Consider the following 25,752-nt stretch of genomic DNA (forward strand, 5'->3'; position numbering starts at 1 on the left):
TATCCATCCTGCGCATGGAAATGAATGAACGGTACAGCACAGATGCGCTCGATTCATGACTTGCGCCGCATCGACCTCAACCTGCTGGTGATCCTCGATGCGCTGCTGGACGAGCGCCACGTCTCCCGCGCGGCCGAGCGGCTGGCGATGACGCAGCCGGCGGTGAGCCATGCGCTCAACCGCCTGCGCAACCTCCTCGACGACCCGTTGCTGGTGCGCGCCGGCAACCAGATGCAACTGACCCGCCGCGCGTTCGAGCTGGCCGGGCCGCTGCGGGAAATCCTCGGCGGCGTGCGCCGGCTGGTGCTGGGCGACGACTTCGACCCGACCAGCGCCGAGCTGGAACTACGCCTGGGGATGTCCGACTACGGCACCTGGGTGGTACTGCCGGTCCTGCTGCCGCTCCTGCGCCGAGAAGCGCCGGGCATTCGCCTGGACGTGCGCCAGGCCTCGCGGGTGGGCATGGCCGAGCAGGTGGCGAGCGGCGAGCTGGATGGCGCTCTCGGGGTTTTCCCGATGCTGCCCGAAGGGCTGCGTGTGCAGCAGTTGTTCGAGGAACGCTTCGTCTGCCTGTGCTCGAGGGAAACCCTGGGCGAAAGACAGCGCCTGGATCTGGACGACTACCTGGCTGCCCCGCACCTGCGGGTCGCCCTGCAACAGAGCCCGGCGGAAGAGATCGACAGTCACCTGGAAAAACTCGGCCGGCGCCGTCAGGTGGCCGCCACCGTGCCGCACTTCAGCGTCGCGCCCAGCCTGCTGGCGGGCACCGACCTGGTGCTGACCATCGCCGCGCGGATGCTCCCGGATGATCTCGAAAGCCATGGCCTGGCGAGCTTCGAGCCGCCGCTGAAACTGGCGCCTTTCGACTTCGTGCAGATCTGGTCGGAAACCAGCGAGGACGAGCCCGCGCGGCGCTGGCTACGTGGAAAACTGGCCGAGGTGGCCGGCCGGACCTGAGGCGTTACTCCGGCGTTTCCAGCCGCCGGAGGATCTCCCCAACGCGCTCGCCGAGCATCTCGTTGGCCGAGCGCTTCAGGCCGCGCGCGAGCTCCACCAGCACCACCTGTTCGGCCACCGGCCGCAGGCGCTGGAAGACTTCGGCGAGGCGCTCGAGGTCCGCCGCGCCGGGCAGCAGGTCGGCACCGGGCTTGTCCACCAGATGGGTCACCACCAGTTGCACGATGCCGGCGGCCAGGTGTTCGGTGTCGGTCCGCAAGACCGCCAGATGATCCAGCAGCGACGCCAGCGGAATACCGGCGCGGTACAGCTCGACGCCGGCATTGAACAGGCGCGGGCTGGGAATGCTGATGCGCTCGCCATCGAAGGCCAGCAGGCCCTGCGCCAGCGCCTGATCGATCACCGCGTCATTGAGCTCATCGCCGAACAGCGCCTGCAAGTCGCTGAACTCGATGCTGCCAGCGGACTCCAGGTTCCACGGGCCGACGATGGCTTCGTCGAGGCCGAGCACATGGTCCAGGTCGTGGCCATGCTCCCAGCTCTGCAGCAGCTCCTTGATATTGGCTATGTTGTAGCCGCGCTCCAGCAGGCGGTTGATTAGCCGTAGCCGGCGCAGGTGGCTGGCGAAATACACCCCGGCGCGGCCACGGCGCTCGGGCGGCGGCAGCAGGCCGCGATCCTGATACGCGCGCAGGTTGCGCACCGTGGTGCCGCCCTCGCGGGCCAGCTCATCCACCGTGTACTCGCGCTCTTCCTCCACCGCGGAGGGCGCGTCGTCCGGGCGTTGCAGCAGGCGCTGCAGCAGATTCAGGGGTGTGCTCATGGCGCGGATGATAGTCACCGTTGCGCCCTCAGAACAATCGAAAGCACTAGTCCCAAAGTGATCCGCCGCACAGCCCGGCAGCCCAACCAAAGACGGGACCTGCACCCACCGCAAATCCCCCGCCCTTCCACAACCCGCGCCGCCAGCGGCTCCGCGCTCCGGTAACACTCAGGGTCCGGCGCGCACGGCATGGCGCAACGCCCGCCGATGGGTCAGCATCGATTGTGACATTGTTCAATGTCACGATAACAATAACCAGCCTGGAGAAAGTCATGTCCCAAGGCGCGTGGGGGTCTACTCCCGAAGATCTGACCCCCGAAGACCTGCGGCACTTCCGCGAGACTCAGCAACTGGCCTACCGCTGCTGCGAAACCATTGCCGGCGAACTGCGCCCGGGCATCAGCGAGCGCGAGACCGCCGCCCTGATGAAAACCTGGCTGCTCGATCACGGCGTACGCGACTGGTTCCACCAGCCCTTCGCCTGGTTCGGCCCGCGCACCTCGTTCAAGGGCTTCGACGGCCTGCGCCACCTGGGCGGCTTCAACCTGGCCTTCTACCCCGGCAAGCAGCGCCTGGAGGAAGGTATGCCCTTCATCCTCGACTGCGCGCCGACCCTGGGCGCCTACACCGCCGACGTCGGCTACTCCGGCGCGCTGGGCCACAACCTGCTGGTGGAGCGTCTGATGGACGACCTGCTGGCGCACCGCAACCTGATCGTCGAACAGGTGCGCCAACGCCTGCCCCTGGCCGAAGTCAGCCAGTCGGTGGACCGTCTCTGCCAGCGCCAGGGTACCCTGCCGCGGCACAAGGCCTACCCCTTCGAAGTACTGGCCCACCGCGTAGAAAAACTCGGCGCGCGGGACAGCGGCCCGTCGCTGGCGCGCTTCGGCGTACGCAACATCGCCACGCTGATGAAGAACGCCCTGATCACCGGCCGCCGCGAAGGCTGGTCGCCGCTGTGGTCGAGCAACGACCGCTCGCAACACGCCCCGACACCTGGCCTCTGGGCGGTCGAGCCGCACCTGGGCCTGCGCGGCGTGGGCGCCAAGTTCGAAGAGCTGCTGGTGGTCACCGACGACGACGTCTACTGGCTGGACGACGACCTGCCTCACGTGCGCCGCTGGATCGCCCGCGGTCTGATAAGCGCCCCGGCGCGGCAGGAGGTGGCATGAACGCGATGCTGGAAAAAACGCTGCCGACGCCGGAGCGCCTCGACGTGCAATCGGGCAACGTACGCCTGGCCGTATGGCGCTGGGGTGAGCCGCACCTGCCGATGGTGTTGTTCGTCCATGGCTATCCCGACAACCATGAAGTCTGGCTGCCTCTGATCCGCCGCCTGTCCGGACGCTACCAGCTGGTCGCCTACGATGTGCGTGGCGCGGGCGAATCGGACAAGCCGCGCAAGACCCGCGACTACCGCCTGGAACTGCTCAGCCAGGACCTCAAGGCCGTGCTCGATGCGGTCAGCCCGCAGCGCGCGGTGCACCTGGTGGCCCATGACTGGGGCTCGATCCAGACCTGGGAGAGCGTCACCGATCCGCAGCTGCGCGCCCGTATCGCGTCCTATACCAGCGTCTCCGGCCCCTGCCTGGATCACGTCGGCTTCTGGATGCGCGACCGCCTGCGCCGCAAGACGCCGCGCGCGCTGCTGCAGATGGCCAGCCAACTGCTGCACTCCTGGTACATCTACTACTTCCATCTGCCGTTGCTGCCGTCTCTGTCGTGGCGCTTCGGCGCGGCCAAGGCCTGGCCGCAGTACCTGCGCAAGGTCGAAGGCATCCGCAACCCGGCACGCAACCCGCACCAGGCCAGCGACGGCGAGCACGGCGTGAAGCTCTACCGAGCCAACTTCATCACCTCGATCTTCAAGCCGCGCAAGCGCCATACCGAGGTGCCGGTGCAACTCATCGTGCCGACCCGCGACCGCTATGTCGGCCAGCAACTGTTCCAACAACTCTCGCTGTGGGCGCCGCGCCTGTGGCGCCGTGACGTCACTGCCGGGCACTGGCAACTGCTCGCCGAACCAGCCCGCCTGGGCGGCTGGATCGACGAATTCGTCAGCCACATCGAAGGCGGCGAAGCCACGCCGGAACTGCAGCGCGCCGCGCTGAAACCTGGCGCCGGCCCGTTCGCCGGCAAGCTGGTGGTGGTCACCGGCGCCGGCGGCGGCATCGGGCGGTCGACCCTGCTGAGCTTCGCCGAACGCGGCGCCAGCGTACTGGCAGCGGACATCGACCCGGCCGCCGCCGAGCGCAGCGCCGAACTGGCCCGCGCGGTGGGGGCCAGCGCCTACAGCTACTACGTGGACGTGGGCGACAGCGCCGCCATGGAACGCTTCGCACAGTGGGTGAAGAGCAGCCTCGGCGTGCCCGACGTGGTGGTCAGCAACGCCGGCATCGGCATGGCCGGGCCGATGCTCAAGACCACCCCGGAGGAATGGGAGCGCCTGCTGCGCATCAACCTGTGGAGCGTGATCGACGGCTGCCGGCTGTTCGGCAAGCAGATGGTGGAGAGCGGCAAGCCGGGGCACCTGGTCAACGTCGCTTCCGGTGTGGCTTTCGCGCCGTCACGCAACTACCCGGCCTACGCCACCAGCAAGGCGGCGGTGCTGATGCTCAGCGAGTGCCTGCGCGCCGAGCTGGCGGGCAATGGCATCGGCGTCAGCGCGGCGTGCCCGGGCTTCGTCGATACCGGCATCGTCCAGGCCACGCGCTTCGCCGGACTGGATGACGAACAACAGGCGAAACACCGCGCCAAGGTACAGCGCTTCTACCGTCGGCGCCGGCTCAGCCCGGACACCGTCGGCGAACGCATCACCCGCGCAGTGGAACGCAACCAGCCGGTGGTGAAGGTTGGCAGCGAAGTGCATCTGGGCGCCCTGCAATGGCGCTTCATGCCCTGGCTGTCGCGCCTGTTCGCCCGCCTCAACCTGACTGCCTGAGAATCCCCATGAACAACCCTCATCACAAGCTGGTGCAACGCAAGGTGCAGTTCGACTACAGCGACTCGCCCCTGCACTGGATTCCCGGCGAGCCCGAGGCTTCGCACGTCGTCAACGTCATCCACATGATGTTGCCGGCCGGCGAGCTGTGGTTCTGCCGGCTGTACAACAAGGCCCTGCCCTTCGTGAAGGAAGGCCGTCTGCGCGACGACGTGCAGGGTTTCATCCGCCAGGAGGCGATGCATGCCCGCGCCCACAACGGCGCGCTGGAACGCTACCTGAGCCACCACGGCATCGACTCGACGCGCTACCTGAAGGTCATGGACTACCTGTTCGAGCAGTTGCTCAGCGATACGCCGCTGGGCCTTACCCTGTTCAATCGCACGGCCTGGCTCAAGCGCTGGTGGATCGGCCAGCGCTGCGCCATCGTCGCGGCGGTGGAGCACTTCACCTGCGTACTCGGCAAGTGGATCCTGGAGGCCGACGCGCTGGACCGCGCCAAGGCCGACCCGGTGCTGCTGGACCTGTTCCGCTGGCACGGCGCCGAAGAGGTGGAGCACCGCAACGTTGCGCACGACCTGCACGTACACCTGGGCGGGACCTTCGTCAGCCGCCAGCTGTGGATGTTCGTGGTCTGGCCGCTGATCATCTACCTGTTCGCCTTCGGCACCCGAACCCTGTCGCGCCAGGACCCGAGCCTCGCCCGGCCGCGTTCCTTTGCGGCGATCTGGCGCGACGGCTCGAAGTCCGGCGTGCTGCCGAAGATCAGCTCGGTAGCCACCAGTTTCCTGCGCTACTTCAAGCCCTGGTACCACCCGGACCACGAGGCCAATACCCAGGAAGCGCTGGACTACCTCGCCCGCTCGCCGGCAGCCAACCGGGCCGCGCGCGCTTCGTAAGGCCTGCCGGCGCGCCCGCGCAGTGGATGCGCGGCGCGCGCCGATCGCATACTGCGGCATCCGTTACTCGATTCAGGGATGCCGCGTATGCCAATGGGAACCTACCCGCTTCACTCCGCCCTGTCCTCCCGCGTGGAGCGTCTGCCGGAGCAGGTGGACGTGATCATCGCCGGCAGCGGCATCATGGGTTGCGCCACCGCCTGGCAGCTCGCCGGCCTTGGCCTGAGCGTGCTGGTGCTGGACAAGACCGGCCTCGCCAGCCAGCAGTCCACCCGCGCCTGGGGCTTCGTCCGCCAGCAGGCGCGCGATCCGGCGGAAGTGCCGCTGATGATGGCGGCGATCCCGCTGTGGGAACGACTTGAAGAGCAGCTGCAACTGCCGCTGGAATGGCGTCAGGGTGGCTGTCTGTACCTGGCTGAAACGCCGGAGCAGCAGCACAAGTACGAGGACTGGCTGAAGGTCGCCGCCAACTTCGGACTCGGCACCCGGCTGCTGGGCCGCGCGGAAGTCGCACAACTGATGCCAGCCTTGAGCGATCCCGCCCGCGGCGCGCTCTATACCGCCAACGACGGCCAGGCCGAGCCACGCCGCGTCGCTCCGGGTTACGCACTGCGGGCCATCGAGCGCGGTGCCGTGTTCGTCGAAGGCTGCGGCGTCACTGGAATCGATCGCGCAGCCGGCGCCATCTGCGGTGTGCAGACCGAGCGCGGCTATGTGAAAACCCGACAGCTGCTGGTTTGCGCCGGTGCCAGCAGTTGGCGCCTGGTGCAGAGCCTAGGACTGACATTGCCGCAACAGGCCGTGCGCTGCACCGTCTCGCGCACCAGCCCCGGCCCGGATGTCGGCGCGCAGAGCTTCATCGGCCACGGCATCGGCTTCCGCCAGCGTGCCGACGGCAGCATCAACCTCGCCGACGAAACCCAGGCCGACATCGACCTGAATCTCGACTATCTGCGCGATGCCAGACATTACCTGCCGCACCTGCCGGAACACCGCGCGGGCTTCTCCTTCAAGCTCAATGGCGCGCTGTTCCACGACCTGCGCCAGCGCCTGCCCGGCTCGGAAAGAAGCGTGAACGGCCCGGTCCTCGGCGAGCGTGATCCGCAGGTGAAAGCGAACACCTCGCGCGTCTTCCAGGCACAGACCAATCTCGCCAAGGCATTCCCGGCGCTGCGCGATGTGAAGGTGGTGGAAAGCTGGGCCGGCCTGATCGACGTGCTGCCCGACGGCATCCCGGTGCTCGACGCTCCGCCGGAAGTGCCCGGCCTGCTGATCGCCACCGGCTTCTGCGGCCATGGCTTCGCCATGGGGCCCATCGTCGGTCAGTTGATGAGCCAGTGGATTCACAAGGGCGAAGCCGGAATGGACCTGCATGCCTTCCGGCTGCGGCGCTTCGCTGATGGAACGGCGGGCAAGCCCTACTCGCTGTTCTGAGGGGCTGCCTGCGGCGCATATTCGTGACCGGCTATCCCCACAGGAACGCTCCATGCGCGCGATCGCAGGCAAGGCCGCTCCTGCAGCAGGGAGGATCAAGTGTTCAGGCGATAACGCAGGCCCGCGTTACTCGCCCTCTTCCACCAGCGGCGCATCATCGCTCAGTGCCCGCTCCAGCCAGTCTGTCGGCAGGCTCTTGCTGGCCCGTGCGCCAAGCAGTTTCACCTGCTCGGCGCGGCTGATCAGGTTGCCACGCCCCTCGCAGAGCTTGTTGCGCGCCGCCGCGTAGGTCTTGTCCAGCTGCTGCAGGCGGGTGCCCATCTCGTCGAGGTCCTGCACGAAGAGCACGAACTTGTCGTACAGCGCGCCGGCACGCTCGGCGATCTCGCGGGCGTTCTGGTTCTGCCGCTCCTGGCGCCACAGGCTGTCGATCACCCGCAGGGTCGCGAGCAGGGTGGTCGGGCTGACGATCACGATGTTGCGCTCGAAGGCCTCCTGGAACAGGTTCGGCTCGGCCTGCAGCGCCGCCGAGAAGGCCGCTTCGATCGGCATGAACAGCAGCACGAAATCGAGGCTGTGCAGGCCCTCCAGGCGACGGTAATCCTTGTCGGACAGGCCCTTCACGTGACTGCGCAGCGACAGCACGTGCGCCTTGAGCGCCTGCTGGCGAATCACGTCGTCATCAGCGGCGATGAACTGCTGGTAGGCCGTCAGGCTGACCTTGGCGTCCACCACCACCTGCTTGTCGCCAGGCAGGCGGATCAGCACGTCAGGCTGGAAGCGCTCGCCGTCCGGCGCACGCAGGCTGACCTGGGTTTCGTACTCGCGGCCCTTTTCCAGGCCGGCATGCTCCAGCACCCGCTCGAGCACCAGTTCGCCCCAGTTGCCCTGGGTCTTCTGGCCCTTCAGTGCGCGGGTCAGGTTGGTGGCTTCCTCGCCCAGGCGCAGGTTCAGCTGCTGCAGGCGCTCCAGCTCCCTGGTCAGCGAGAAGCGCTCGCGGGCCTCGGCCTGGTAGCTCTCCTCCACGCGTTTCTCGAAGGACTGGATGCGTTCCTTCAGCGGGTCGAGCAACTGCCCGAGGCGCTGCTGGCTGGACTCGGCAAAGCGCTGCTCGCGCTCGTCGAAGATCTTCCCGGCCAGCTCGGCGAACTGGGCACGCAGGTCATCCTTCGCCGCTTGCAGGTCGCCCAGGCGCTGCTGGTGATTTTCCTGCTGCTCGCGCAGCTCGGCCGAGAGCGCCGCATGTTCGGCGGAGAGCCGGCGCAGTTCGACCTCCTTGTCGGCACGCTCGGCCTGCCAGTCCTGCTCGGCGTTACCCAGGCGCGCGCGCTCGTCCTTGCCCAGTTCGACCTCACGACGCAATGCCGCTGCCTCGGCGAAGAGCTCACCATGCCGGCCGCTCAGGCGCTGGAAGGCCTCGCGATCCGCCTCGGCCTGGGCGGACAGCCCGTCCTGTGCCAGTTGCGCGGTGGCCAGGCGCTCGCGCAACAGGGTTGCCTCCTGCTCCACCTCCACCCTGCGCGCCTGCAGACGCCAGGCAAGCGCCGCCATGGGCAGCAATCCGGCGAGCGCACCGAGCAACAGAGCGGAAAGATCGAGGGGCATGCAGAGCTCCGGGTGTGGCAATGGATCGCGCCAGTCTAACAGTCACCCGCGCGATGAGCCCTCGTCCGCTGTAAAGGCCCTGGAACAAGGCTCCTGAGCAAGCGCTCGGGACAATCCACAGAAGCTGTGGATAACTCAGTGGAGAACTTGCTTAAAACAGCCCATACCCCCAGTGAACTGGGGCCGTGTGACAGATTGGTGATTTTTTCACCAATAGAAATTTCCTTTATTTTTCAATAAGTTAAAAAACGCAAGGAAATTCACGGGGTGGCCAACTGCAATGTTTCGGGGACTTGACAGAGTGCGTCAGCATTGTGCACAAGTGCGCGCCACGCAGCAGCCGACCGCCCCGTTTCAGGGCAGTGGATAGGAAGTATTCTCAGGCAGACAGTGCATTCAACACAGGCGACGCGCGCGCCGGAAGCTCCGTCTTCCGACGCCGTTACCCGGAGAATTTCATGCGATCTGAACCTGCCGGCGCGGCAGTCGCTGCGGCCGGACGATGCGGGGTGGTTCGGGAAGCTGAATCGACTGCCGCTCGGCGGCGCTGACCCGCGCATAAATGCGCTCGGCAGCACTGCGGCTGTTGCAGTCGTAGAAGAACTGGTTGAGGTACACGCGCCAGCGACGATCATCGCTGGGATGGACGGCTATCCGTATATCCATGGTCTGGCGCTCCCTGCTTGGCCATCCCGAAACATACACCGCTCACCATGACACGACAGTGGCAAAACGATGAACGGTCAGGCCGGATGCGGCAGCCTGCCATCCACCAGGTATTGCTCACGCCGGTACAGTCGCGGGCTGTCGGGCACCTGGGCATGCTTGAAGGCGACGTACTCGGAAGTCGTCTCGCACAGCCACGGCATCAGGTTCCGAGGACGCTTCTCGGTAAACGCCGCGGGAACGAACAACGCCACATTGATACCGCCTTGCGGGCAACGCGCCGAGCGATACTCGAACGCTTCCACACCCGCATCGCGCATGGCGCTACCCAACCCTTGGGTGACGCTGTAATCCTGCGGGTCGAGCAGCGCCTCGTGCTCACGGAACGGCGGCAGATGAAGGCGCACGCCTTTCTGCACCTGGAAACGCGCCTCGAACGAAGCATGCTCGGAAAGGATTCGCCCACTGGGCGGCGGCGTCGCCATCCCTTGCCAGAGGACGAAGCGGTAAAAGGCTGACTCCGCCATGGCCGTTTCCAGCTTGAGCGCGCCATAGAACAGGCTCGGCTCATGCCGCCGGCCGAAGCGCGAGCCCCAGCGCAGCGGTGGATAGCGGAACGGTGTCTTCAATAGATAGTGCAGCGGCTCGGCGGGTGGCGGCATGCGCGGTTTGCTGGTCTCCAGCAACTCCTCGAGCAGCGCCTGCTCCTCCAGGGTGTCCACCAGTTGCAACGTCGCTACCTGGCCCTGGCTCTCCACCAGACGTACCAGTCGCCCACGAATGGGAGCGACGACCCAATCCTCATACTTCGCCCAAAGACGGGCGCCGGCTGCGAAGGACATTCAGACCTTGCCCCGGATGGCGTCCAAGTATTCGACCACCGCGACCAGGCCCTGCACCTGCTCCATCAACTGCAACGGCACGCCGCCCAGGTGGCGGTTCTCGGTGCGCAGGAAGTGGCGCATGTCTTCATGGTTGCCGCCGAACAGCGCGAACAGCGCGCGGTAAATGCGCACCAGCAGCAGCGCCAGTTCGCCGGTCTTGCTGTCCACGCGCAGACCGTTCTGCTTCCAGCGACTCACTGCACTGCGGTCCACACCGACGATGGCAGCCAGTTCCTGCTGGGTCATTGCCAGGTGTTCGCGGGCAGTCAGTACTGCCTTCGCCAGGACGGCATCGGCGACCGGGTTTTCCTTCAGCAGAGCGCTCATGGCGAAACTCCATCCAGTGCATTTGCTGCAAACATACCATTAAATGCTGAATATGCACAAAGACGAAAGGACGCAGCCGTCTGCCGGCGACTCATGCCCGGCTTTGTATCCACAAGCTGACAAACTGGAAAAACTCTTTACCAGACATTTACTTAGCCTTGGCACTCATTGACGCAGCACTGCGGTCAGATGAAATACCCGGATCGTCCGGGACGATGAAAGCAGAAATACGCACCGCCGTTGCGGTTGCGCCAGGAGAACACCATGAAGAAGTCCGTCGCCCTGCTCTGTGCTGCCCTGATGCTTGGCAGCCCGCTGGCCAGTTTCGCCCAGCCCGGCCCTGGTCCGGACAATGGCCCGAACAACGGCTCGAACCGGCAGGACAACCGCGGGCCGCAACAGCAGCACCAGCAGCCGCAGCCGCAGCGCGCGCCACAGGGCGGCTACAACCAGCAGGCACGCCCCGTCCAGCACAACGCCCATGCCTATCGCAACCCGGACTTCCGTCCGCAGGCCGGCATGCCGGTGCCTCATCGCGACTGGCGCCGCGGTGTGGTCGTGGAGCCGAACTATCGCGGCGACCGCTACTGGGTCACCGACTGGCACGCTCGCCACCTGTACGCCCCGCCGCGCGACCATCGCTGGCTGTACGTCAACGGCGACTACATTCTGGTCGCCATTGCCAGCGGCGTGATCGTCAACATCCTCAGCGGTTACTGATTCACCTCAGGCGCTGGCACTGACCATCGAGCCGGCGCCACTGCCACCGGCCTTGCGGATCGCCTCGGCCAGCGCAGCAGCAGTCTGCTGCATGGCGGCGCTGGTGCTGGCGATGCGGCTTTGCAGCGCCATCAGCGCAGCGGTCCGCTCGGCCTCCGAGGAGTAATGACGCTGCTGCGCCTCGGCCAGCTCGCGCTGCTCCTGCTGCAACTGCTTCTGCAATTCCTTAAGGCGCTTCTGTAATTGCTCGACCGCCGTGCTGGAGCTTCCGGAACTGCCGGAACTCTTGCTGCTCTTGCCGCTCGGTGCCGTGCCGCCAGCCTGCAGACGCGGGCTTTCGGTATTGCTGCCGGCGCTTTCATTGGCAGTTCCAGCCGATGCACCAGCATCGCTTGCCACCCGTAGCTGGGTGGCAAAAGTCTGGATGGCAGGGGTGATGGAAAGACTCATGCCGGATGTCCTTTGTTCCGGGAATTCAGCCGATGTATCGGCCACCACAGGAAAATCTTGAAAGCTCCTTCGCACGGCCTGGCAAAGCCCCTAGGATAGGCGCCTTTATTTCCAGCCTGTCGCCATGGACAAGAAACGCGCCTACCAACTGATCCTCGCCCGCCTCGCCGAAGACCTGGAGATCGCCGTGCGCGCCGCACAGACGGCCCACGAAACCGCGACCCATGAGGAGAACATCGCCGAGAACAAGTACGACACCCTCGGCCTGGAAGCGGCCTACCTCGCCGCCGGCCAGTCGCGCCGCGTGGAGGAGATCCGCCACGCCCTGGCGCTGTTCGAGAACCTGCAACTGCGCGACTTCGACGAAGAACAGGGCATACAGACCAGCGCTCTGGTGCAGCTGGTCAACGAGCACGACCAGCAGCGCTGGGTCTTCATCGGCCCGGATGGCGCCGGCCTCAAGGTGCACTTCGAAGGCTGCGAAATCCTCGTCATCACTACCCGCGCACCGCTGGGTAACGCCCTGCTCCACCGCCATCCCGGAGACGAGGTGGAAGTGGGCACCGGCAGCGCCCGCCAACGCTACGAAATCCTCGACGCCTGTTGACAGGCCATGCGCGCGAAAGCTCTGTAGAAACCGAGCGCATCGATGAAAAATCTGAGCGGAACAGACAATACACCGCACGCCGGCTGACACAGACTAAGCTTCAAGGCCACACCCCATCCCTCCCGGCCTCAAGGAGAAGCACCATGCTGTTCAACTGGTCCGAGTACGTCCCCGCCGTGAAGAAAGCCTTCGGCGCCCTGGGCAAGAAACACCCGAAGATGATCGCTGCCTACCAGGCCCTGGAAGCTGCTGCCGCTGACGGCGACGCTCTGGATGCCAAGACCCGCGAACTGATCGCCATCGCCGTGGCCATCACCACCCGCTGCGACGGCTGCATCGGCGTGCATGCCGAAGCCGCGCGCAAGGCCGGCGCCACCGAAGCCGAGATCGCCCAGACCCTGGCCACCGCCATTTCCCTTAATGCCGGCGCCGCTTACATCTACTCCCTGCGCGCCCTGGAAGCCTACGAGTCTGCCGCCGCTCCGAAGTGAGCACCCGCCCGCGACGCCCCAGCGCCGCGGGCTTGCCCCTTTCCCTTCAGGGCTCAGATGAGTTATCAGTGGGGCATAGCCAGCCAATGCCTCAGCCCATGTCGCAGCCCACCCTCGGATTCTGGAAACTCACCCTCGCCATAGCCGCCGGCATCTGGCTCGGCTGCCTGGCCGTCGCCGCCACCGCCTGGCTGATCTGGCCCGACCTTCCGACCGCCGTCGTCACCCGCCTCGCGCAACCATCTGCGGAAACTTCGACCAGTCCCCCGCCAGCGCGCAGTAACGAAGAGATGTTCCGGCAGTACCTGCAACGCCAGCAGGCCACGCAGGAACAGCAGAATCGACAAGTGGAGAAATCGGAGCAGGAAAAGCGCTTCAACAGCGCGCCGTGCCAGTTCTGGCGGCAGCAGTACCAGGCGAACCCCACGGAGGGGAATCGGCAGAAGATGGATGGGTATTGCGGGTAATGGAGCGAAGGGCGGGGATTTTCCGGACGCAGAAAAGACAAAGCCCCTGAAATTCTAGGAATTTCAGGGGCTTCGGCCATATGTAATGGCGGAGAGATAGGGATTTGAACCCTAGGAACTGTTGCCAGTTCAACGGATTTCGAATCCGTCCCGTTCGGCCACTCCGGCATCTCTCCGTGCGGCGCGCATGATACCAGCTTGAAGCCTGAAGGCGAAGCCCTTATTCAGGATTTTTTCGCGTGGTATCAGACGCTTGCGTGCACGGGTGGGATCAGAGCGGTACGCCGAGGCGCTGGGCGACTTCTTCGTAGGCTTCGATGACGTCACCCAGACCCTGGCGGAAGCGGTCTTTGTCCATCTTCTTGCGGGTCTCTTTGTCCCACAGGCGGCAGCCGTCCGGGCTGAACTCGTCGCCCAGAACGATCTTGCCGTGGAACAGGCCGAACTCGAGCTTGAAGTCCACCAGCAGCAGGCCGGCGTCGTCGAACAGCTTGTTCAGCACTTCGTTGACCTTGAAGGAATAGGCCTTCATTTCGGCCAGTTGCTCCAGGGTCGCCCAGCCGAAGGCCTGGACGTGGGATTCGTTGATGAACGGGTCACCCAGGGCGTCGTTCTTCAGGAACAGTTCGAAGGTCGGCGGAGTGAGCTGAAGGCCCTCTTCCACACCCAGGCGGCGCACCAGGCTGCCCGCAGCGTAGTTGCGCACGACGCACTCGACCGGAATCATGGCGAGCTTCTTGACCAGCACTTCGTTGTCCGACAGCAGGGCGTCGAACTGGGTCGGAATGCCGGCGGCCTCGAGCTTCTGCATGATGAAGGCGTTGAACTTGTTGTTCACCATGCCTTTGCGATCAAGCTGCTCGATGCGCTTGCCGTCGAACGCCGAGGTGTCGTTGCGGAACAGCAGGACGAGGCGGTCGGCGTCATCGGTGGTGTAAACCGATTTGGCCTTGCCGCGATAGAGTTCTTCGCGTTTTTCCATGATGGGCTCCGCTTGCTTAGGGGGTGGGCTCAGGCGATGGTGCGCCAGTCGAGTCCAGAATGCTGATCGGCTACCTGCAGCCAGTCCGGGTCGCACCCGAGGGTGTCGACGAAGCTTTGCCGGGCCAGATGCGGCGAGTTGTTCTTTTCGCTGAGATGCGCCAGCACCAGGTGCTGCAAACTTTCCCAGCCCAGCTGCGCCACAAGTTCGGCGGCCTGCCGGTTGTTCAAATGTCCCCACTGTCCGCCTACACGGACCTTGAGTGGGTAGGGATACGGACCGCGGGCCAGCATGTCGGTATCGTGATTCGCCTCGATGATCAACGCATCGAGGCCACGATAGCATTCCAGCACCTGCGCCGTGGCAGCCCCCAGATCGGTGAGCTGGCCAAAGCGCTTCCGGCCATCGGAAAACACGTACTGCAGGGGCTCCCGCGCATCGTGGGAGACGCTCACCGCAGTGACTTCCAGGTCTTTCAGTACCAGGCGGTCGCCGCATTTGAGCAGCCCCGCCGGTGTCACCGGCTTGCGCATTCCCTGCAGGGTGCCAGCGCTGAGATACACGGGTATTCGATGGTGCCGGGCCAGCAGTTCGACGCCGTTGATGTGATCGGAGTGCTCGTGCGTGACCAGTACCGCGTCCAGCTGCCCGGGCTCTACGCCCAGGCGTGCCAGACGGCGGATGGTTTCACGTAGCGGGAAGCCGCAATCGATCAGTATCCGGGTGTCAGAACTGCTCACCAAGGCCGAATTGCCCCGGCTTCCGCTCCCCAGGACCGCGAAGTGCATTCCGCATACTCTCCTGGAGTTTTTCCAACACACCCTGCGCCACGTCAGCCGGTGCGGAGGTGTTGATGTCTTTGTCGACGGTGATCTGGACGGTGTTGCTCACGCTGGTCAGGCGAACCTGGTAGCGCTGGGCCTTGGCGTCCTCTTCTTCCTTGGTCTTCTCACCACCGCCGAACAGGCGGCTGAAGAAGCCAGGCTTGTCTTCGTCCTTCTTCTTCGCGCCTTCGGCGATGTTGACGTAGTACACGCCCAGGCTGCGGTTGAGGTCGTCGACACGGATGTCGGCACGATCCAGCGCACGGCCGACGCTGACCCAGGCACGGTCGAAATCGGAATCGACGGTCAACACCGGGTTGCCGCTGCCGTCATTGTTCAGCTGGACAGCGCCAGGGGTGTCGTAGTCCGAGTGCGCGGCGAGCAGGGAGACGGAGCCGCCCTTCTCGGCGCTGGTGGCCATGCTGGCGATCATTTCGTCGAGCAGCGCGGCGTCCAGGCTCGGCACGGCCGGCTTGGTCGGCCAATCGCCAGTGGCGGTGCTGCCGGCCGGGCGGGTTTCACTCAGCACGTAGACTTCACTGGTGTTGGTCTGCACGCCTGGCTCGATACGCACGCGAACGCGCGCTTCGCTGTCAGGCTCGACGCCCGACACACGGCTGCTCAGGCGACGCGCCAGGGGCGCGGAGAGCTGCGACAGCGGCTGCCAGTTGGTGCTGAATTCGCCAGTCTGCGGACGTTCGTTGGCGATGGAGAAGCCGTTGTCCTGGAAGAACTGGTGAGCGACCGGCCAGACTTCGGCCGGCGGACGCTGGGCAACCAGCCAGCGCGAGTCGCCGCTCTTCTGCAGGCTGAAGTCGCTGACTTCGCCGGCGCCGGACAGCGGCTGCGGACGCGGCACTTCGAACTCGCCTTCCTTCTCGGTGCTGGTGGCGACGTTCATCGGAATCGGCAGCAGCGGGTCGAGCTGCTTGCTCTGCATGCCCTCGGGCACCTTCATCGGTGCGGTTTCGCGGGCGTTGAGGTAATCGTCACCCCGGTCGCGGAAGTAGCCTTCCGGGCCCCACAGCCAGCCGCAGCCGGAGGTGTTGCCGATAACCAGGGCGAGCGCAGTCAGTCCTGCCAGTCGCTTCATGCGAGGGAGCTCCTTAAGCCAGGACGCCGGTCTGGCGCATGGCCTGACGCAGCGGTTCGTGGCAGCGCGGGCTGAGCCAGGTCAGAGGCAGGCGGATGCCCTCTGGAATCAGCCCCATTTCGTGCAGGGCGAACTTGACCGGGATGGGGTTGGATTCGATGAACAGCGACTTGTGCAGTGGCATCAGGCGATCGTTGATGGCGCGGGCAGCGGCGGCATCGCCACGCATGGCGGCGGCACAGAGGTCGCTCATGGCGCGCGGGGCGACGTTGGCGGTCACCGAGATGTTGCCCTTGCCGCCCATCAGCATCAGCTCGACGGCGGTGGCGTCGTCACCGGAATAGACGAGGAAGTCCTTGCCGACGCGATCCAGTACTTCCTTGCCGCGCTGCAGGTCGCCGGTGGCTTCCTTGATGCCGACGATGTTCGGTACCTTGGACAGGCGCTCGACGGTCTCGGGCAGCATGTCGCAGGCGGTACGGCCCGGCACGTTGTAGAGGATCTGCGGGATGGCCACGGCTTCGGCGATGTGGCGGAAGTGCTGGTACAGGCCTTCCTGGGTCGGCTTGTTGTAGTACGGGGTCACCAGCAGGCAGGCGTCGGCACCGCCAGACTTGGCAGCCTCGGTCAGCTCGACGGCTTCGCGGGTGGAGTTGGCGCCGGTACCGGCGATGACCGGGATACGGCCGTTGACCTGGTCGACGACGCGACGGATGACGTCCAGGTGTTCGTTCACGTCCAGAGTGGCCGATTCACCCGTGGTGCCGACCGCTACGATGGCATTGGTGCCTTCCTGCAGGTGGAAGTCCACCAGCTTGGCGAGGCTGTCCCAATCCAGTCGACCCTGAGCATCGAAGGGGGTGACCAGCGCCACCATACTGCCCGCAATCATGCAACCGCTCCTGCCGGAAAAAGAAAGCCGTAATGGTACTGTCGCCACCGGCCACGCACAAGGTGACGCAGCGACCCGCGAGCGGTCAGACATTCCCCTCATCGGCGCTTTTCGCTACCCTTTCTCCTTTGTCGATGCGGCCCGCTTGGCCGCCACTCCCAGGAAAGCTGCATGTCCGCCTCTCACCCTCGTGAACAATTCCTTCTGATCAGTGCTCTGGGCCCGAACCCGATGGAGTTGACCAGCGTGCTGTGCCGCACCTGCGTCGACAACCGCTGCTCGGTGGTCAGCAGCCGCCTGACCCGTCACGGCGAGTTCAGCGCACTGATCCTGCAGATCTCCGGCAGCTGGGACGCACTGGCCCGTCTGGAAGGCGGCCTGCCGCCCCTGGCCAAGCGCCACGGCTTCACCCTCAGCGTCACCCGCAGCAATGTCCACGTTACCCGCGCCCAGGCCCTGCCCTACGTGGCCTATGTCAGCGCCGTCTATCGCCCGGACATCCTCAACGAGCTGTGCCAGTTCTTCATCGACCACAACATCGAGCTGGAGAACCTCACCTGCGACACCTACCAGGCGCCGCACACCAACACCAGCATGCTCAACGCCACCATTACCGTGACGCTGCCGGCCGGCACCCAGATCAGCTGGCTGCGCGATCAGTTCCTCGACTTCGCCGATGCGCTGAACCTGGATGCGCTGATCGAACCCTGGCGTCCGCAGCATCCGTAAGGATGCTCCCAAGGAGAAAATCCCAATGGCAGTCGAACTGAACAAGCCCGTCGCCGATTTCCAGGCCCCGGCCACCAGCGGCGTCGAATTCCGCCTGTCCGAACTCAAGGGCAAGCAGATCGTCCTGTACTTCTACCCCAAGGACAGCACCCCCGGCTGTACCACCGAAGGCCAGGGCTTCCGCGACAAGATCGAGGACTTCGCCAAGGCCAACACCCTGGTGTTCGGCGTCTCCCGCGATGGCATCAAGTCCCATGAGAACTTCAAGGCCAAGCAGTGCTTCCCCTTCGAGCTGATCAGCGACAAGGATGAGGCTGTCTGCCAGCTGTTCGACGTAATCAAGCTGAAGAAGCTCTACGGCAAGGAATACATGGGCGTAGACCGCAGCACCTTCCTGATCGACGCCAAGGGCGTGCTGCGCCAAGAGTGGCGCGGCGTGAAAGTGCCTGGGCACGTGGACGCCGTGCTCGCCGCCGCTCAAGAGCTGAACCCGTAATCCGCTGAGCCAGCTTCAATGAAAAAGGCCGCTGATCAGCGGCCTTTTTCGTTTACATCATCGGGCTGACTTGCGGTTCCAAAGGCGGCTGTCGCGGCCAGGCATCCAGCACGGCCTTCACCAGGGTCGCCAGCGGGATGGCAAAGAACACGCCCCAGAAGCCCCACAGCCCCCCGAACAGCAGCACCGCGCAGATGATTGCCACCGGGTGCAGGTTCACCGCTTCGGAGAACAGCAGCGGCACCAGCACGTTGCCATCCAGCGCCTGGATGATCGCGTGGACGGCCATCAGGTAGATGAACTGGTCGCTCCAGCCCCACTGGAACAGCGCGATCATCGCCACTGGCACGGTGACCACCACCGCGCCGATGTAAGGCACCACCACCGACAGGCCGACCAGCAGCGCGAGCAGCGCCGCGTAGTTGAGCCCCAGCACCGCGAAAGCGATGTAGGTCGCCACGCCGGTTATGAATATCTCGATGACCTTGCCACGGATGTAGTTGGCGATCTGCTGGTTCATCTCGTTCCACACCTGCTTCATCAGCCCGCGCTCGCGCGGCAGGTAGCGACGGAACCAGTGGTAGAAGCGGCGGCGATCCTTGAGGAAGAAGAACACCAGGATCGGCACCAGCACCAGGTAGATCATGATGTTGACCACCACCGGCAGCCCCGACAGGGAAAAGGTCAGTGCCCACTGGCCCAACTGTCCAAGCTCGCTGCGCGCCGCCTCGACGGTGTGCAGCACCTGCTCCTCGGTGACCATGTCCGGGTAGCGCTCGGGTAGCATCAGCAGGGTCGCCTGCCACTCGCCGAGCATGCCAGGCAGCTCGTTGAACAGAGTGAACAGCTGCTTCCACAGCAGCGGCACCAGCACCAGCAGGAACACCGCGAGCAGCCCGAGGAACAACGAATAGACCAGCCACACCGCGAACAGGTGTGGCACGCGCAGGCGCTCCAGCACGCCGACCATGCCCTGGATCAGGAAGGCAATGACCATCGCCGCCAGCACCGGCGCGAGCATCCCGCCGAAGGCCAGGATGACGGTGAATCCCAGTCCGAGAATGACCGCCAGCACTATCGCCTCCTCGTCGGAGAAATAGCGCTGCATCCAGTCCTGCAAAACCTTGAGCATCAACGAAACCTGCGAAACGAATGGGGTAACGTCGCGGTTACCCGCGATCGGGGGCTACTTCTTGCGCAGCCAGTAGCGATAGACGCCGGCTTCGACCTCTTCATGCAGCAGCGAGTGCCCGGCAAGATCGGCGAAAACGCGGAAGTCGCGCTGGGAGCCAGCATCGGTGGCGATCACCTTGAGCACCGCGCCGCTGGGAAGGCGATTCAGCTCGAGCTTGGCCTTGAGCAGCGGCAACGGACAATTGAGACCGCTGGCGTCCAGCTCCGCGTCACAGACGGGGACGGACGGCGTGGTATCGGACATCGAAACGAACTCCGGTCAGGGCGCCCAAGAATACCGAAAGCGTTGGAAAAGTAACCAGGCCCGGCCAGGACGTCGATCATTAATCAAGCCGTCAGCCTCGGGGGTTAAAACGGAAGCGAAGCGGAAATACCCGTTTCGAATTGCGCCGCACTTCCGCCCTGCAAACTAGGCATAGGCGTTAGCCTGCGGCTAAAGTAGAGCCTTTCTCGGAACGAGCCTCGTGTACATGAAAGTACTCCGCCCTGCCCTGCTGTCGCTCGCTATCGCCTTCGCCATGCCGGCCCTGGCGGACGACCTGCCTTCCCTGGGGGACGCCAGCTCGTCCATCGTCTCCCCGGAGCAGGAATTCCAGCTCGGCCGCGCCTGGCTGAGCATGCTGCGCAATCAGGTCGACACGCTCAACGATCCGCAACTCAAGGACTATGTCGAGTCCAGCGTCTACCGCCTGGCCGAGTCCAGCGAACTGCAGGACCACCGCCTGGCGTTCATCCTGATTCGAGACAAACAGATCAACGCCTTCGCCGCCCCTGGCGGCGTGGTCGGCGTCAACGGCGGCCTGTTCATCTACGCCCAGACCGAAGGCGAGTACATCGCGGTACTGGCGCACGAACTCGGCCACCTGAGCCAGCGTCACTTCGCCCGCGGCATCGAGGCGCAGCAGCGCATGCAGATTCCGGTGATGGCCGCCATGCTGGCCGGCATCGTCGCCGCCGCCGCAGGCGCCGGTGACGCCGGTATCGCCGCCATCGCCGGCACCCAGGCCGCGGCCATCCAGAACCAGCTGCGCTTCTCCCGGCAGAACGAACAGGAAGCCGACCGGGTCGGGGTTGCCACCATGGTCCGCGCCGGCTACGACCCGCGCTCCATGCCCAACATGTTCGAGCGCCTGGCCCGCCAGTACCGCTACGAGGGCAAGCCGCCGGAATTCCTGCTGACTCACCCGGTCACCGAATCGCGTATCGCCGACACCCGCAATCGCGCCGAGCAATACCCCAAGGGCGGCAAGGAAGACTCGCTGCGCTATGAGCTGATGCGCGCCCGCGTCCAGCAGATGTTCGAGGACACCCCGGGCATGGCCAGCAAGCAGTTCCGCGCGCAGCTCGACGAAGACCCGAAGAACGACGCCGCTCGCTACGGCCTTGCCCTGTCGCAGACCAAGATCGGCCAGCTGAACGAGGCCCGCAGCAACCTCCAGCAACTGCTGGCCAAGGCGCCCAACGACATCAGCTACAACCTGGCCATGTCCGATCTCGACATCACCGCCAACAAGCTGCCCGACGCCCAGGCGCGGGTGCAGAAGATGCTCGGCCAGTACCCTGACAGCTACCCGCTGATCCAGGCCAACGCCGACCTGATGATGAAGACCAACCGCGCCGCCGACGCCGAGAAGACACTGTTCAAGCTGTCCCAGCGCCGCCCGCTGGACCCGGACGTGTGGAACCGCCTCGCCGATGCCTGCACCCTGAGCGGCAACGCCATTGGCGTGTACCAGGCCCGCGCGGAGTACTACGCGCTCACCGGCGACTACAAGCAGGCGATCGAGCAGCTGGACTTCGCCAAGCGTCGCGCCGGCGGCAACTTCACCCTGGCCGCACGCCTGGATGCCCGCCAGCAGGAGTTCCGCGACCAGGAGCGTGTCCTCAAGGAAATGATGGGCCGCTGAGCCCTTCTCCCACCCATGAAAAAGCCCGGCATTGGCCGGGCTTTTTCATTTACGCCAGCGCATCAGGCATTGCCCGCCAGCTTCAGCTTCGCCGCCTGGGTGAAGTCGAGCATGCGCTTGAGCGGCCTGATCGCCTTGGGAATCAACGCCGGGTCGACGAAGATTTCACCCGAGCTTTCCTTCAGGCACGCCAGGGTACGCTCCAGGGTGTTCATGGCCATCCAAGGGCAGTGCGCACAGCTGCGGCAAGCCGCGCCGTTGCCGGCAGTGGGCGCTTCGATGAACTCCTTGTCCGGGCACAGCTGCTGCATCTTGTAGAAAATGCCGCGGTCGGTGGCGACGATGAAGCGTTTGTTCGGCAGCGTTTGTGCGGCCTTGATCAGCTGGCTGGTGGAGCCCACGGCATCGGCCAGGTCCACCACCGCTTCCGGCGACTCCGGGTGCACCAGAATCGCGGCGTCCGGGTAGATCGCCTTGAGGTCCTCCAGTTGCTTGGCCTTGAACTCCTCGTGAACGATGCAGGCACCGTCCCAGAGCAGCATATCGGCGCCGGTCTCGCGCTGGATGTAGCGGCCCAGGTGCTGGTCCGGCGCCCAGAGGATCGGCTCGCCGTTATCCATCAGGTGCTCGACGATTTCCACCGCGCAACTGGACGTCACCACCCAGTCGGCGCGCGCCTTCACAGCCGCCGAGGTATTCGCGTAAACCACCACGGTGCGCTCGGGGTGCTGGTCGCAGAAAGCGGAGAACTCTTCCACCGGGCAACCCAGGTCCAGCGAGCAGGTCGCCTCCAGGGTCGGCATAAGCACGCGCTTTTCCGGGTTGAGGATCTTTGCGGTCTCGCCCATGAAGCGAACACCCGCCACCACCACGGTCTGCGCCGAATGCTGGTTGCCGAAGCGGGCCATTTCCAGCGAGTCGGAAACGCAGCCGCCGGTCTCTTCGGCCAGCGCCTGGATCACCGGGTCGCAGTAGTAGTGCGCAACGAGCACGGCGTTCTGCGCCTTCAGCTCGGCGGCGATGGCCGCACGGTAGTCAGCCTCTTCCTGCGCACTCAACACCCGCGGCTGCTTCGCCGCCAGATGGGCCTGGACCAGCAGGCGTTCGGAAATCTGGGACATCGTGTGAAAACCTCAACAGGCACGGTCTGATTATGCCGGCGATTTTATCACCACCACCTTACGACGCGGTGCACCGTGGATGGCCATACGGCGGACTTTTTCCGGCACATGGCAAAAGCCCCGTGACCTTTCGATCACGGGGCTTTTGTCTTACATGTTGGTGGGTCGTGTGGGATTCGAACCTACGACCAATTGGTTAAAAGCCAACTGCTCTACCGACTGAGCTAACGACCCAACGTGGGGCGTATAATACTGATTTCTAACGCAAAAACAACACCCTTCGAAAACTTTTTTCAGAAATACCGCGTAGGGTCGGAAATTCCCGCGGCCAAAAAGCCCTCGGAACGCAGTCGGCAGCTGTCGCATTTACCGCACGCACGCCCCTCATCATCGGCCTGATAGCAGGAAACCGTCAGGCCGTAATCCACGCCCCGGGCGATGCCCGCCTCGATGATCTGCGCCTTGGAAAGGAACTGCAGTGGCGCCTGGATACGGAAGCCGTCACCCTCCACGCCGGCCTTGGTCGCCAGATTGGCCATGCGCTCGAAGGCTTCGACGAACTCCGGGCGGCAATCCGGGTAGCCGGAATAGTCCACGGCGTTCACGCCGATGAAGATATCCCGAGCGCCCAGCACCTCCGCCCAACCCAGAGCGAGGGACAGGAACACGGTGTTGCGCGCCGGCACGTAGGTCACCGGAATCCCTTCGCTCGGTGCCTCGGGCACGTCGATGCTGCTGTCAGTCAGCGCCGAGCCACCAATGCCATTCAGGTTGAGGCCGATAACCTTGTGCTCGATCACTCCCTGCTGGCGCGCCACGCGCTCGGCTGCCTGCAGCTCGGCACGGTGACGCTGGCCGTAGTCGAAGCTCATGGTGTAGCAGTCGTACCCTTCGGCCCTGGCCATGGCGACCACGGTCGCGGAATCCAGGCCACCGGAGAGCAGGATTACGGCTTTCTTGTCGGTCATGGATGGATTGATGGACATGAGAAGGTCTCCTCCGCGCTCAATGGCCCGGCTCGTCGTTCCAGAGAATCTTGTGCAACTGCAGCTGCAGGCGCACCGGCAAGTTGTCGCTGACGATCCAGTCGGCCAGCGCACGCGCGTTCACTTCGCGGTGGCTGGGCGAGAACAGCACCTCGCCGGCCCGTTGCTCCAGGCGGTACTCGATCAGCTTGGACACCGCCCAGTCATAGTCCTCGCGGGAGCAGATAACGAACTTCACCTGATCGTTGGAAGTCAGCTCACCGATGTTCTCGTAGCGATTGCGCGCCCCTTCCCCGGAGCCCGGAGTCTTCAGGTCGAGGATGCGGCTGACACGGCGGTCGGTGGCGGCAATGTCCAGCGCACCACTGGTTTCCAGCGAAACCTCATAGCCGGCATCGCACAGGCGCTCGAGCAGCGGGATGCAATTGGGCTGGGCCAAGGGTTCGCCGCCGGTCACGCAGACGTAGCGCGGGCGGTACCGGGCAACCTGGTCAAGGATGGCGTCGAGGGACAGGATTTCGCCGCCACTGAAGGCATAGGCGGTATCGCAGTAATTGCAGCGCAGGGGACAGCCGGTCAGGCGAACGAACACAGTCGGCAAGCCGGCGGTGCGCGTCTCCCCCTGCAACGAGTAGAAAATCTCGGTGATGCGCAGGGTCTGTTGCATATCAGCCACGGGCGTGACGGCTACACAGACCATCCGCCTCCGTTGCGTTGGAGTCGTGGGCGCGCTCGCTGGGCGCCCGGCAATCCCGGACACAGCAGACATCAGCCGAGCTGAAACCACTGTTGCTTTCCGGGGGCGGGAATTCTAACGAAAAAACCCGCGACTAGCGCGGGTTTTCACAAGATGGAATCGGGAGCTTACTTCAGATTCTTCAGATCACGCTGGGACAACTGGGCGGCGGAAGTACCCGGATATTGGGCCACGACCTGCTGAAGGATGCCACGGGCCTTGTCGGTATTGCCCAGGCGACGCTCGACATCGGCGAGCTTGTACAGCGAATCCGGCACCTTGGCGCTGCTCGGGTAAGCCTGGCTGACACGTGCGAAAGCCTGGCCTGCGCCCTGCAGGTCGCCCTTGGCGAGGTTCACTTCACCGAGCCAGTACTGTGCGTTGCCAGCGTACTGGCTGTTCGGGTACTTGCGCAGGAAGGCGCCGAAGGCCTGGCTGGCCTTGTCGAAGTCCTTCGCCTTGATCAGGTCGAAGGAGGCGTCGTAGTAAAGCTTTTCTTTTGCCGGGTCACCCGGCTCGCTGCTGGCAGCGGGCTGCTGTTGCTGGGCGGCAGCAACACCAGCTCCAGCGGCAGCTCCGGCACTGGCGCCGGCAGCGGAGGAATCCTGTTGAACAGCAGCACCGGCCGCTCCCGCACCTGCACCGCTGGAAAGGCGGCTGTCGATGTCCTGGAAGCGTTCCTGGTTTTCCTGCTTCATTTGCTGGATCTGGTTCTGCTGCTCTTCGAGCATACCGCGCAGACGGGACATCTCGTCCTGCATCTGCTGCAGCTGCATGAACAGCTGAGCCTGACCGGAGACGGGAGTAGTCATCCCGCCTCCGGCGTAGGCGCCATCGGCGCCTGCGGTGCCATAACCCGAGGGCGGTGTGCTGGCGTAGCCACCATTACCGTCCTGTACCGGAACCGCGGCTGCCGCCATGAGGGGCAGTCCGCATGCGATCAAGGTCAGAAAACGCAGGCGCATCGGCATCAGGTCTTACTTCTTCAGCTCAACGCGGCGGTTCTGGGCCCAGGACTGCTCGTCGTGGCCAGTGGCAACCGGACGCTCTTTGCCATAGGAAACCAGTTCCAGCTGAGCCGGGGAAACGCCCTGCAGTACCAGGTAGCGCTGAACGGCCTTGGCACGACGCTCGCCCAGAGCCATGTTGTACTCGCGGGTGCCGCGCTCGTCAGTGTGACCTTCCAGGACTACGCGCTGGCCGGAACCTTTCAGGTCCTTGGCGTGTACGTCCAGGGCACGCATGGCTTCCGGCTTCAGGTCGGAGCTGTCGTACTCGAAGTAGAAGGTGGTGATAGCGCGCAGAGCGGCTTCGTCGCTCAGGGAGCCGTCAACGGCACCGCTGTTTGCGCCGTAGCCAGCGTTCGGATCAACGCCGCCATTGGCGCCTTCGCCAGTAGCATCGCCTTTCTTGGACGAACAGCCGACGGCAACAGCCATGGCGAGGGCGATAACGGCAAATTTGCCGAATTTCAGCATTTCCATCATGTAACTCCTAATGAACCCCAGTGTATAAATTTGA

General features: G+C 64.6%; 29 protein-coding genes and 2 tRNA genes. 12 read left to right on the top strand and 19 right to left on the bottom strand.

From position 1 onward, the window contains the following. Nucleotides 1-42 precede the first annotated feature (42 nt). Nucleotides 43-957, top strand: coding sequence for a LysR family transcriptional regulator (locus tag IB275_RS22825; protein WP_192292504.1), 915 nt, complete (start codon nucleotides 43-45; stop codon nucleotides 955-957). Nucleotides 958-961: 4 nt separating this feature from the next. On the opposite strand, the gene IB275_RS22830 is transcribed toward IB275_RS22825, so the two are convergent. Further along, nucleotides 962-1,660, bottom strand: a complete 699-nt coding sequence (locus tag IB275_RS22830) for a MerR family transcriptional regulator (RefSeq protein ID WP_285887123.1) — start codon at nucleotides 1,658-1,660, stop codon at nucleotides 962-964. 392 nt (nucleotides 1,661-2,052) lie between these two features. On the opposite strand from IB275_RS22830, the gene IB275_RS22835 reads away from it, so the two are divergent. From IB275_RS22835 to IB275_RS22850, 4 genes are all read left to right on the top strand, one after another. Further along, a complete protein-coding gene (locus tag IB275_RS22835) occupies nucleotides 2,053-2,952 on the top strand; it encodes a M24 family metallopeptidase (RefSeq protein WP_192291337.1) in 900 nt (299 codons plus the stop codon). Next, nucleotides 2,949-4,721, top strand: coding sequence for an SDR family oxidoreductase (locus IB275_RS22840; protein ID WP_192291339.1), 1,773 nt, complete (start codon nucleotides 2,949-2,951; stop codon nucleotides 4,719-4,721). Before IB275_RS22835 ends, IB275_RS22840 begins: the two co-directional genes overlap by 4 nt. 8 nt (nucleotides 4,722-4,729) lie before the next feature. Next, the gene (locus IB275_RS22845; protein WP_192291341.1) at nucleotides 4,730-5,620 is read left to right on the top strand and encodes a metal-dependent hydrolase; all 891 of its coding nucleotides are present in this window, start codon (nucleotides 4,730-4,732) and stop codon (nucleotides 5,618-5,620) included. Between the two features lie 87 nt (nucleotides 5,621-5,707). After that, nucleotides 5,708-7,054 (top strand): NAD(P)/FAD-dependent oxidoreductase, encoded by a 1,347-nt coding sequence (locus IB275_RS22850; protein WP_192291343.1) that lies wholly within the window; start codon nucleotides 5,708-5,710, stop codon nucleotides 7,052-7,054. 126 nt (nucleotides 7,055-7,180) lie between these two features. Here the strand turns inward: IB275_RS22850 and IB275_RS22855 are convergent, their stop codons facing one another. The 4 genes from IB275_RS22855 to IB275_RS22870 form a co-directional block, all read right to left on the bottom strand. Continuing rightward, the gene (locus IB275_RS22855; RefSeq protein ID WP_192292511.1) at nucleotides 7,181-8,545 is read right to left on the bottom strand and encodes a DNA recombination protein RmuC; all 1,365 of its coding nucleotides are present in this window, start codon (nucleotides 8,543-8,545) and stop codon (nucleotides 7,181-7,183) included. A 570-nt stretch (nucleotides 8,546-9,115) separates the two neighbouring features. Then, nucleotides 9,116-9,325: a hypothetical protein gene (locus tag IB275_RS22860; RefSeq protein WP_139791670.1), complete on the bottom strand. Its 210-nt coding sequence runs from the start codon at nucleotides 9,323-9,325 to the stop codon at nucleotides 9,116-9,118. 77 nt (nucleotides 9,326-9,402) lie between these two features. After that, entirely contained in the window at nucleotides 9,403-10,167 is a 765-nt protein-coding gene (locus IB275_RS22865; protein WP_192291345.1) for an RES family NAD+ phosphorylase, read from the bottom strand. Continuing rightward, nucleotides 10,168-10,536, bottom strand: a complete 369-nt coding sequence (locus IB275_RS22870) for an MbcA/ParS/Xre antitoxin family protein (RefSeq protein ID WP_045210335.1) — start codon at nucleotides 10,534-10,536, stop codon at nucleotides 10,168-10,170. Nucleotides 10,537-10,800: 264 nt separating this feature from the next. On the opposite strand from IB275_RS22870, the gene IB275_RS22875 reads away from it, so the two are divergent. After that, entirely contained in the window at nucleotides 10,801-11,256 is a 456-nt protein-coding gene (locus IB275_RS22875) for an RcnB family protein (protein WP_192224090.1), read from the top strand. 6 nt (nucleotides 11,257-11,262) lie between these two features. On the opposite strand, the gene IB275_RS22880 is transcribed toward IB275_RS22875, so the two are convergent. Then, nucleotides 11,263-11,706, bottom strand: a complete 444-nt coding sequence (locus tag IB275_RS22880; protein ID WP_192224089.1) for a hypothetical protein — start codon at nucleotides 11,704-11,706, stop codon at nucleotides 11,263-11,265. A 124-nt stretch (nucleotides 11,707-11,830) separates the two neighbouring features. Here IB275_RS22880 and IB275_RS22885 point away from each other — a divergent pair, with 124 nt between their 5' ends. The 3 genes from IB275_RS22885 to IB275_RS22895 all read left to right on the top strand — a co-directional run bounded on the left by IB275_RS22885 (nucleotide 11,831) and on the right by IB275_RS22895 (nucleotide 13,271). Continuing rightward, on the top strand, nucleotides 11,831-12,313 hold the full coding sequence (locus IB275_RS22885; protein ID WP_192291347.1) for a GreA/GreB family elongation factor: 483 nt from the start codon (nucleotides 11,831-11,833) through the stop codon (nucleotides 12,311-12,313). Nucleotides 12,314-12,456: 143 nt separating this feature from the next. Then, on the top strand, nucleotides 12,457-12,804 hold the full coding sequence (locus IB275_RS22890) for a carboxymuconolactone decarboxylase family protein (protein ID WP_017522075.1): 348 nt from the start codon (nucleotides 12,457-12,459) through the stop codon (nucleotides 12,802-12,804). Nucleotides 12,805-12,902: 98 nt separating this feature from the next. After that, the gene (locus IB275_RS22895) at nucleotides 12,903-13,271 is read left to right on the top strand and encodes a hypothetical protein (protein WP_192291349.1); all 369 of its coding nucleotides are present in this window, start codon (nucleotides 12,903-12,905) and stop codon (nucleotides 13,269-13,271) included. 86 nt (nucleotides 13,272-13,357) lie between these two features. On the opposite strand, the gene IB275_RS22900 is transcribed toward IB275_RS22895, so the two are convergent. From IB275_RS22900 to dapA, 5 genes are all read right to left on the bottom strand, one after another. Beyond that, nucleotides 13,358-13,447, bottom strand: a tRNA-Ser gene (locus IB275_RS22900). 95 nt (nucleotides 13,448-13,542) lie between these two features. Next, entirely contained in the window at nucleotides 13,543-14,253 is a 711-nt protein-coding gene (gene purC / locus IB275_RS22905; RefSeq protein ID WP_192291351.1) for a phosphoribosylaminoimidazolesuccinocarboxamide synthase, read from the bottom strand. Between the two features lie 29 nt (nucleotides 14,254-14,282). Next, a complete protein-coding gene (locus IB275_RS22910; RefSeq protein ID WP_192291353.1) occupies nucleotides 14,283-15,041 on the bottom strand; it encodes an MBL fold metallo-hydrolase in 759 nt (252 codons plus the stop codon). Beyond that, nucleotides 14,980-16,170 (bottom strand): NlpB/DapX family lipoprotein, encoded by a 1,191-nt coding sequence (gene bamC / locus IB275_RS22915; protein ID WP_192291356.1) that lies wholly within the window; start codon nucleotides 16,168-16,170, stop codon nucleotides 14,980-14,982. The genes IB275_RS22910 and bamC overlap by 62 nt, the downstream gene beginning before the upstream one ends. A 13-nt stretch (nucleotides 16,171-16,183) precedes the next feature. Beyond that, nucleotides 16,184-17,062, bottom strand: coding sequence for a 4-hydroxy-tetrahydrodipicolinate synthase (dapA, locus tag IB275_RS22920; protein WP_045210343.1), 879 nt, complete (start codon nucleotides 17,060-17,062; stop codon nucleotides 16,184-16,186). Nucleotides 17,063-17,233: 171 nt separating this feature from the next. Here dapA and IB275_RS22925 point away from each other — a divergent pair, with 171 nt between their 5' ends. Both IB275_RS22925 and IB275_RS22930 read left to right on the top strand, forming a co-directional pair. Next, complete coding sequence (locus IB275_RS22925; RefSeq protein ID WP_192291358.1) at nucleotides 17,234-17,791, top strand: glycine cleavage system transcriptional repressor; 558 nt, start codon at nucleotides 17,234-17,236, stop codon at nucleotides 17,789-17,791. A 25-nt stretch (nucleotides 17,792-17,816) separates the two neighbouring features. Beyond that, nucleotides 17,817-18,287: a peroxiredoxin gene (locus tag IB275_RS22930; RefSeq protein WP_192291360.1), complete on the top strand. Its 471-nt coding sequence runs from the start codon at nucleotides 17,817-17,819 to the stop codon at nucleotides 18,285-18,287. Nucleotides 18,288-18,339: 52 nt separating this feature from the next. Here IB275_RS22930 and IB275_RS22935 read toward each other — a convergent pair whose 3' ends face one another. Together IB275_RS22935 and IB275_RS22940 are read right to left on the bottom strand one after the other, a co-directional pair. Next, entirely contained in the window at nucleotides 18,340-19,419 is a 1,080-nt protein-coding gene (locus IB275_RS22935) for an AI-2E family transporter (RefSeq protein ID WP_192291362.1), read from the bottom strand. Between the two features lie 54 nt (nucleotides 19,420-19,473). Beyond that, nucleotides 19,474-19,725 carry a sulfurtransferase TusA family protein gene (locus IB275_RS22940; RefSeq protein ID WP_192291364.1) on the bottom strand — a complete coding sequence of 84 codons (252 nt, stop codon included), beginning with the start codon at nucleotides 19,723-19,725 and terminating at the stop codon, nucleotides 19,474-19,476. A 226-nt stretch (nucleotides 19,726-19,951) separates the two neighbouring features. On the opposite strand from IB275_RS22940, the gene IB275_RS22945 reads away from it, so the two are divergent. Beyond that, nucleotides 19,952-21,388, top strand: coding sequence for a M48 family metalloprotease (locus tag IB275_RS22945; RefSeq protein WP_192291366.1), 1,437 nt, complete (start codon nucleotides 19,952-19,954; stop codon nucleotides 21,386-21,388). Between the two features lie 62 nt (nucleotides 21,389-21,450). Here the strand turns inward: IB275_RS22945 and nadA are convergent, their stop codons facing one another. From nadA to pal, 6 genes are all read right to left on the bottom strand, one after another. Beyond that, nucleotides 21,451-22,509 carry a quinolinate synthase NadA gene (nadA, locus tag IB275_RS22950; RefSeq protein ID WP_192291368.1) on the bottom strand — a complete coding sequence of 353 codons (1,059 nt, stop codon included), beginning with the start codon at nucleotides 22,507-22,509 and terminating at the stop codon, nucleotides 21,451-21,453. Between the two features lie 158 nt (nucleotides 22,510-22,667). Beyond that, nucleotides 22,668-22,743 (bottom strand) — tRNA-Lys (locus IB275_RS22955). A gap of 59 nt (nucleotides 22,744-22,802) precedes the next feature. Beyond that, a complete protein-coding gene (queC, locus tag IB275_RS22960) occupies nucleotides 22,803-23,477 on the bottom strand; it encodes a 7-cyano-7-deazaguanine synthase QueC (protein WP_192292515.1) in 675 nt (224 codons plus the stop codon). Between the two features lie 37 nt (nucleotides 23,478-23,514). Next, a complete protein-coding gene (gene queE / locus IB275_RS22965) occupies nucleotides 23,515-24,162 on the bottom strand; it encodes a 7-carboxy-7-deazaguanine synthase QueE (protein ID WP_192291370.1) in 648 nt (215 codons plus the stop codon). 197 nt (nucleotides 24,163-24,359) lie between these two features. Beyond that, nucleotides 24,360-25,202: a tol-pal system protein YbgF gene (gene ybgF, locus IB275_RS22970; protein ID WP_192291372.1), complete on the bottom strand. Its 843-nt coding sequence runs from the start codon at nucleotides 25,200-25,202 to the stop codon at nucleotides 24,360-24,362. A 6-nt stretch (nucleotides 25,203-25,208) separates the two neighbouring features. Continuing rightward, nucleotides 25,209-25,715, bottom strand: coding sequence for a peptidoglycan-associated lipoprotein Pal (gene pal, locus IB275_RS22975; protein WP_017522099.1), 507 nt, complete (start codon nucleotides 25,713-25,715; stop codon nucleotides 25,209-25,211). Between the last annotated feature and the right edge of the window lie 37 nt (nucleotides 25,716-25,752).

The organism is Pseudomonas sp. PDM21 (assembly GCF_014852505.2).
In the GTDB taxonomy this organism is placed as follows: domain Bacteria; phylum Pseudomonadota; class Gammaproteobacteria; order Pseudomonadales; family Pseudomonadaceae; genus Pseudomonas.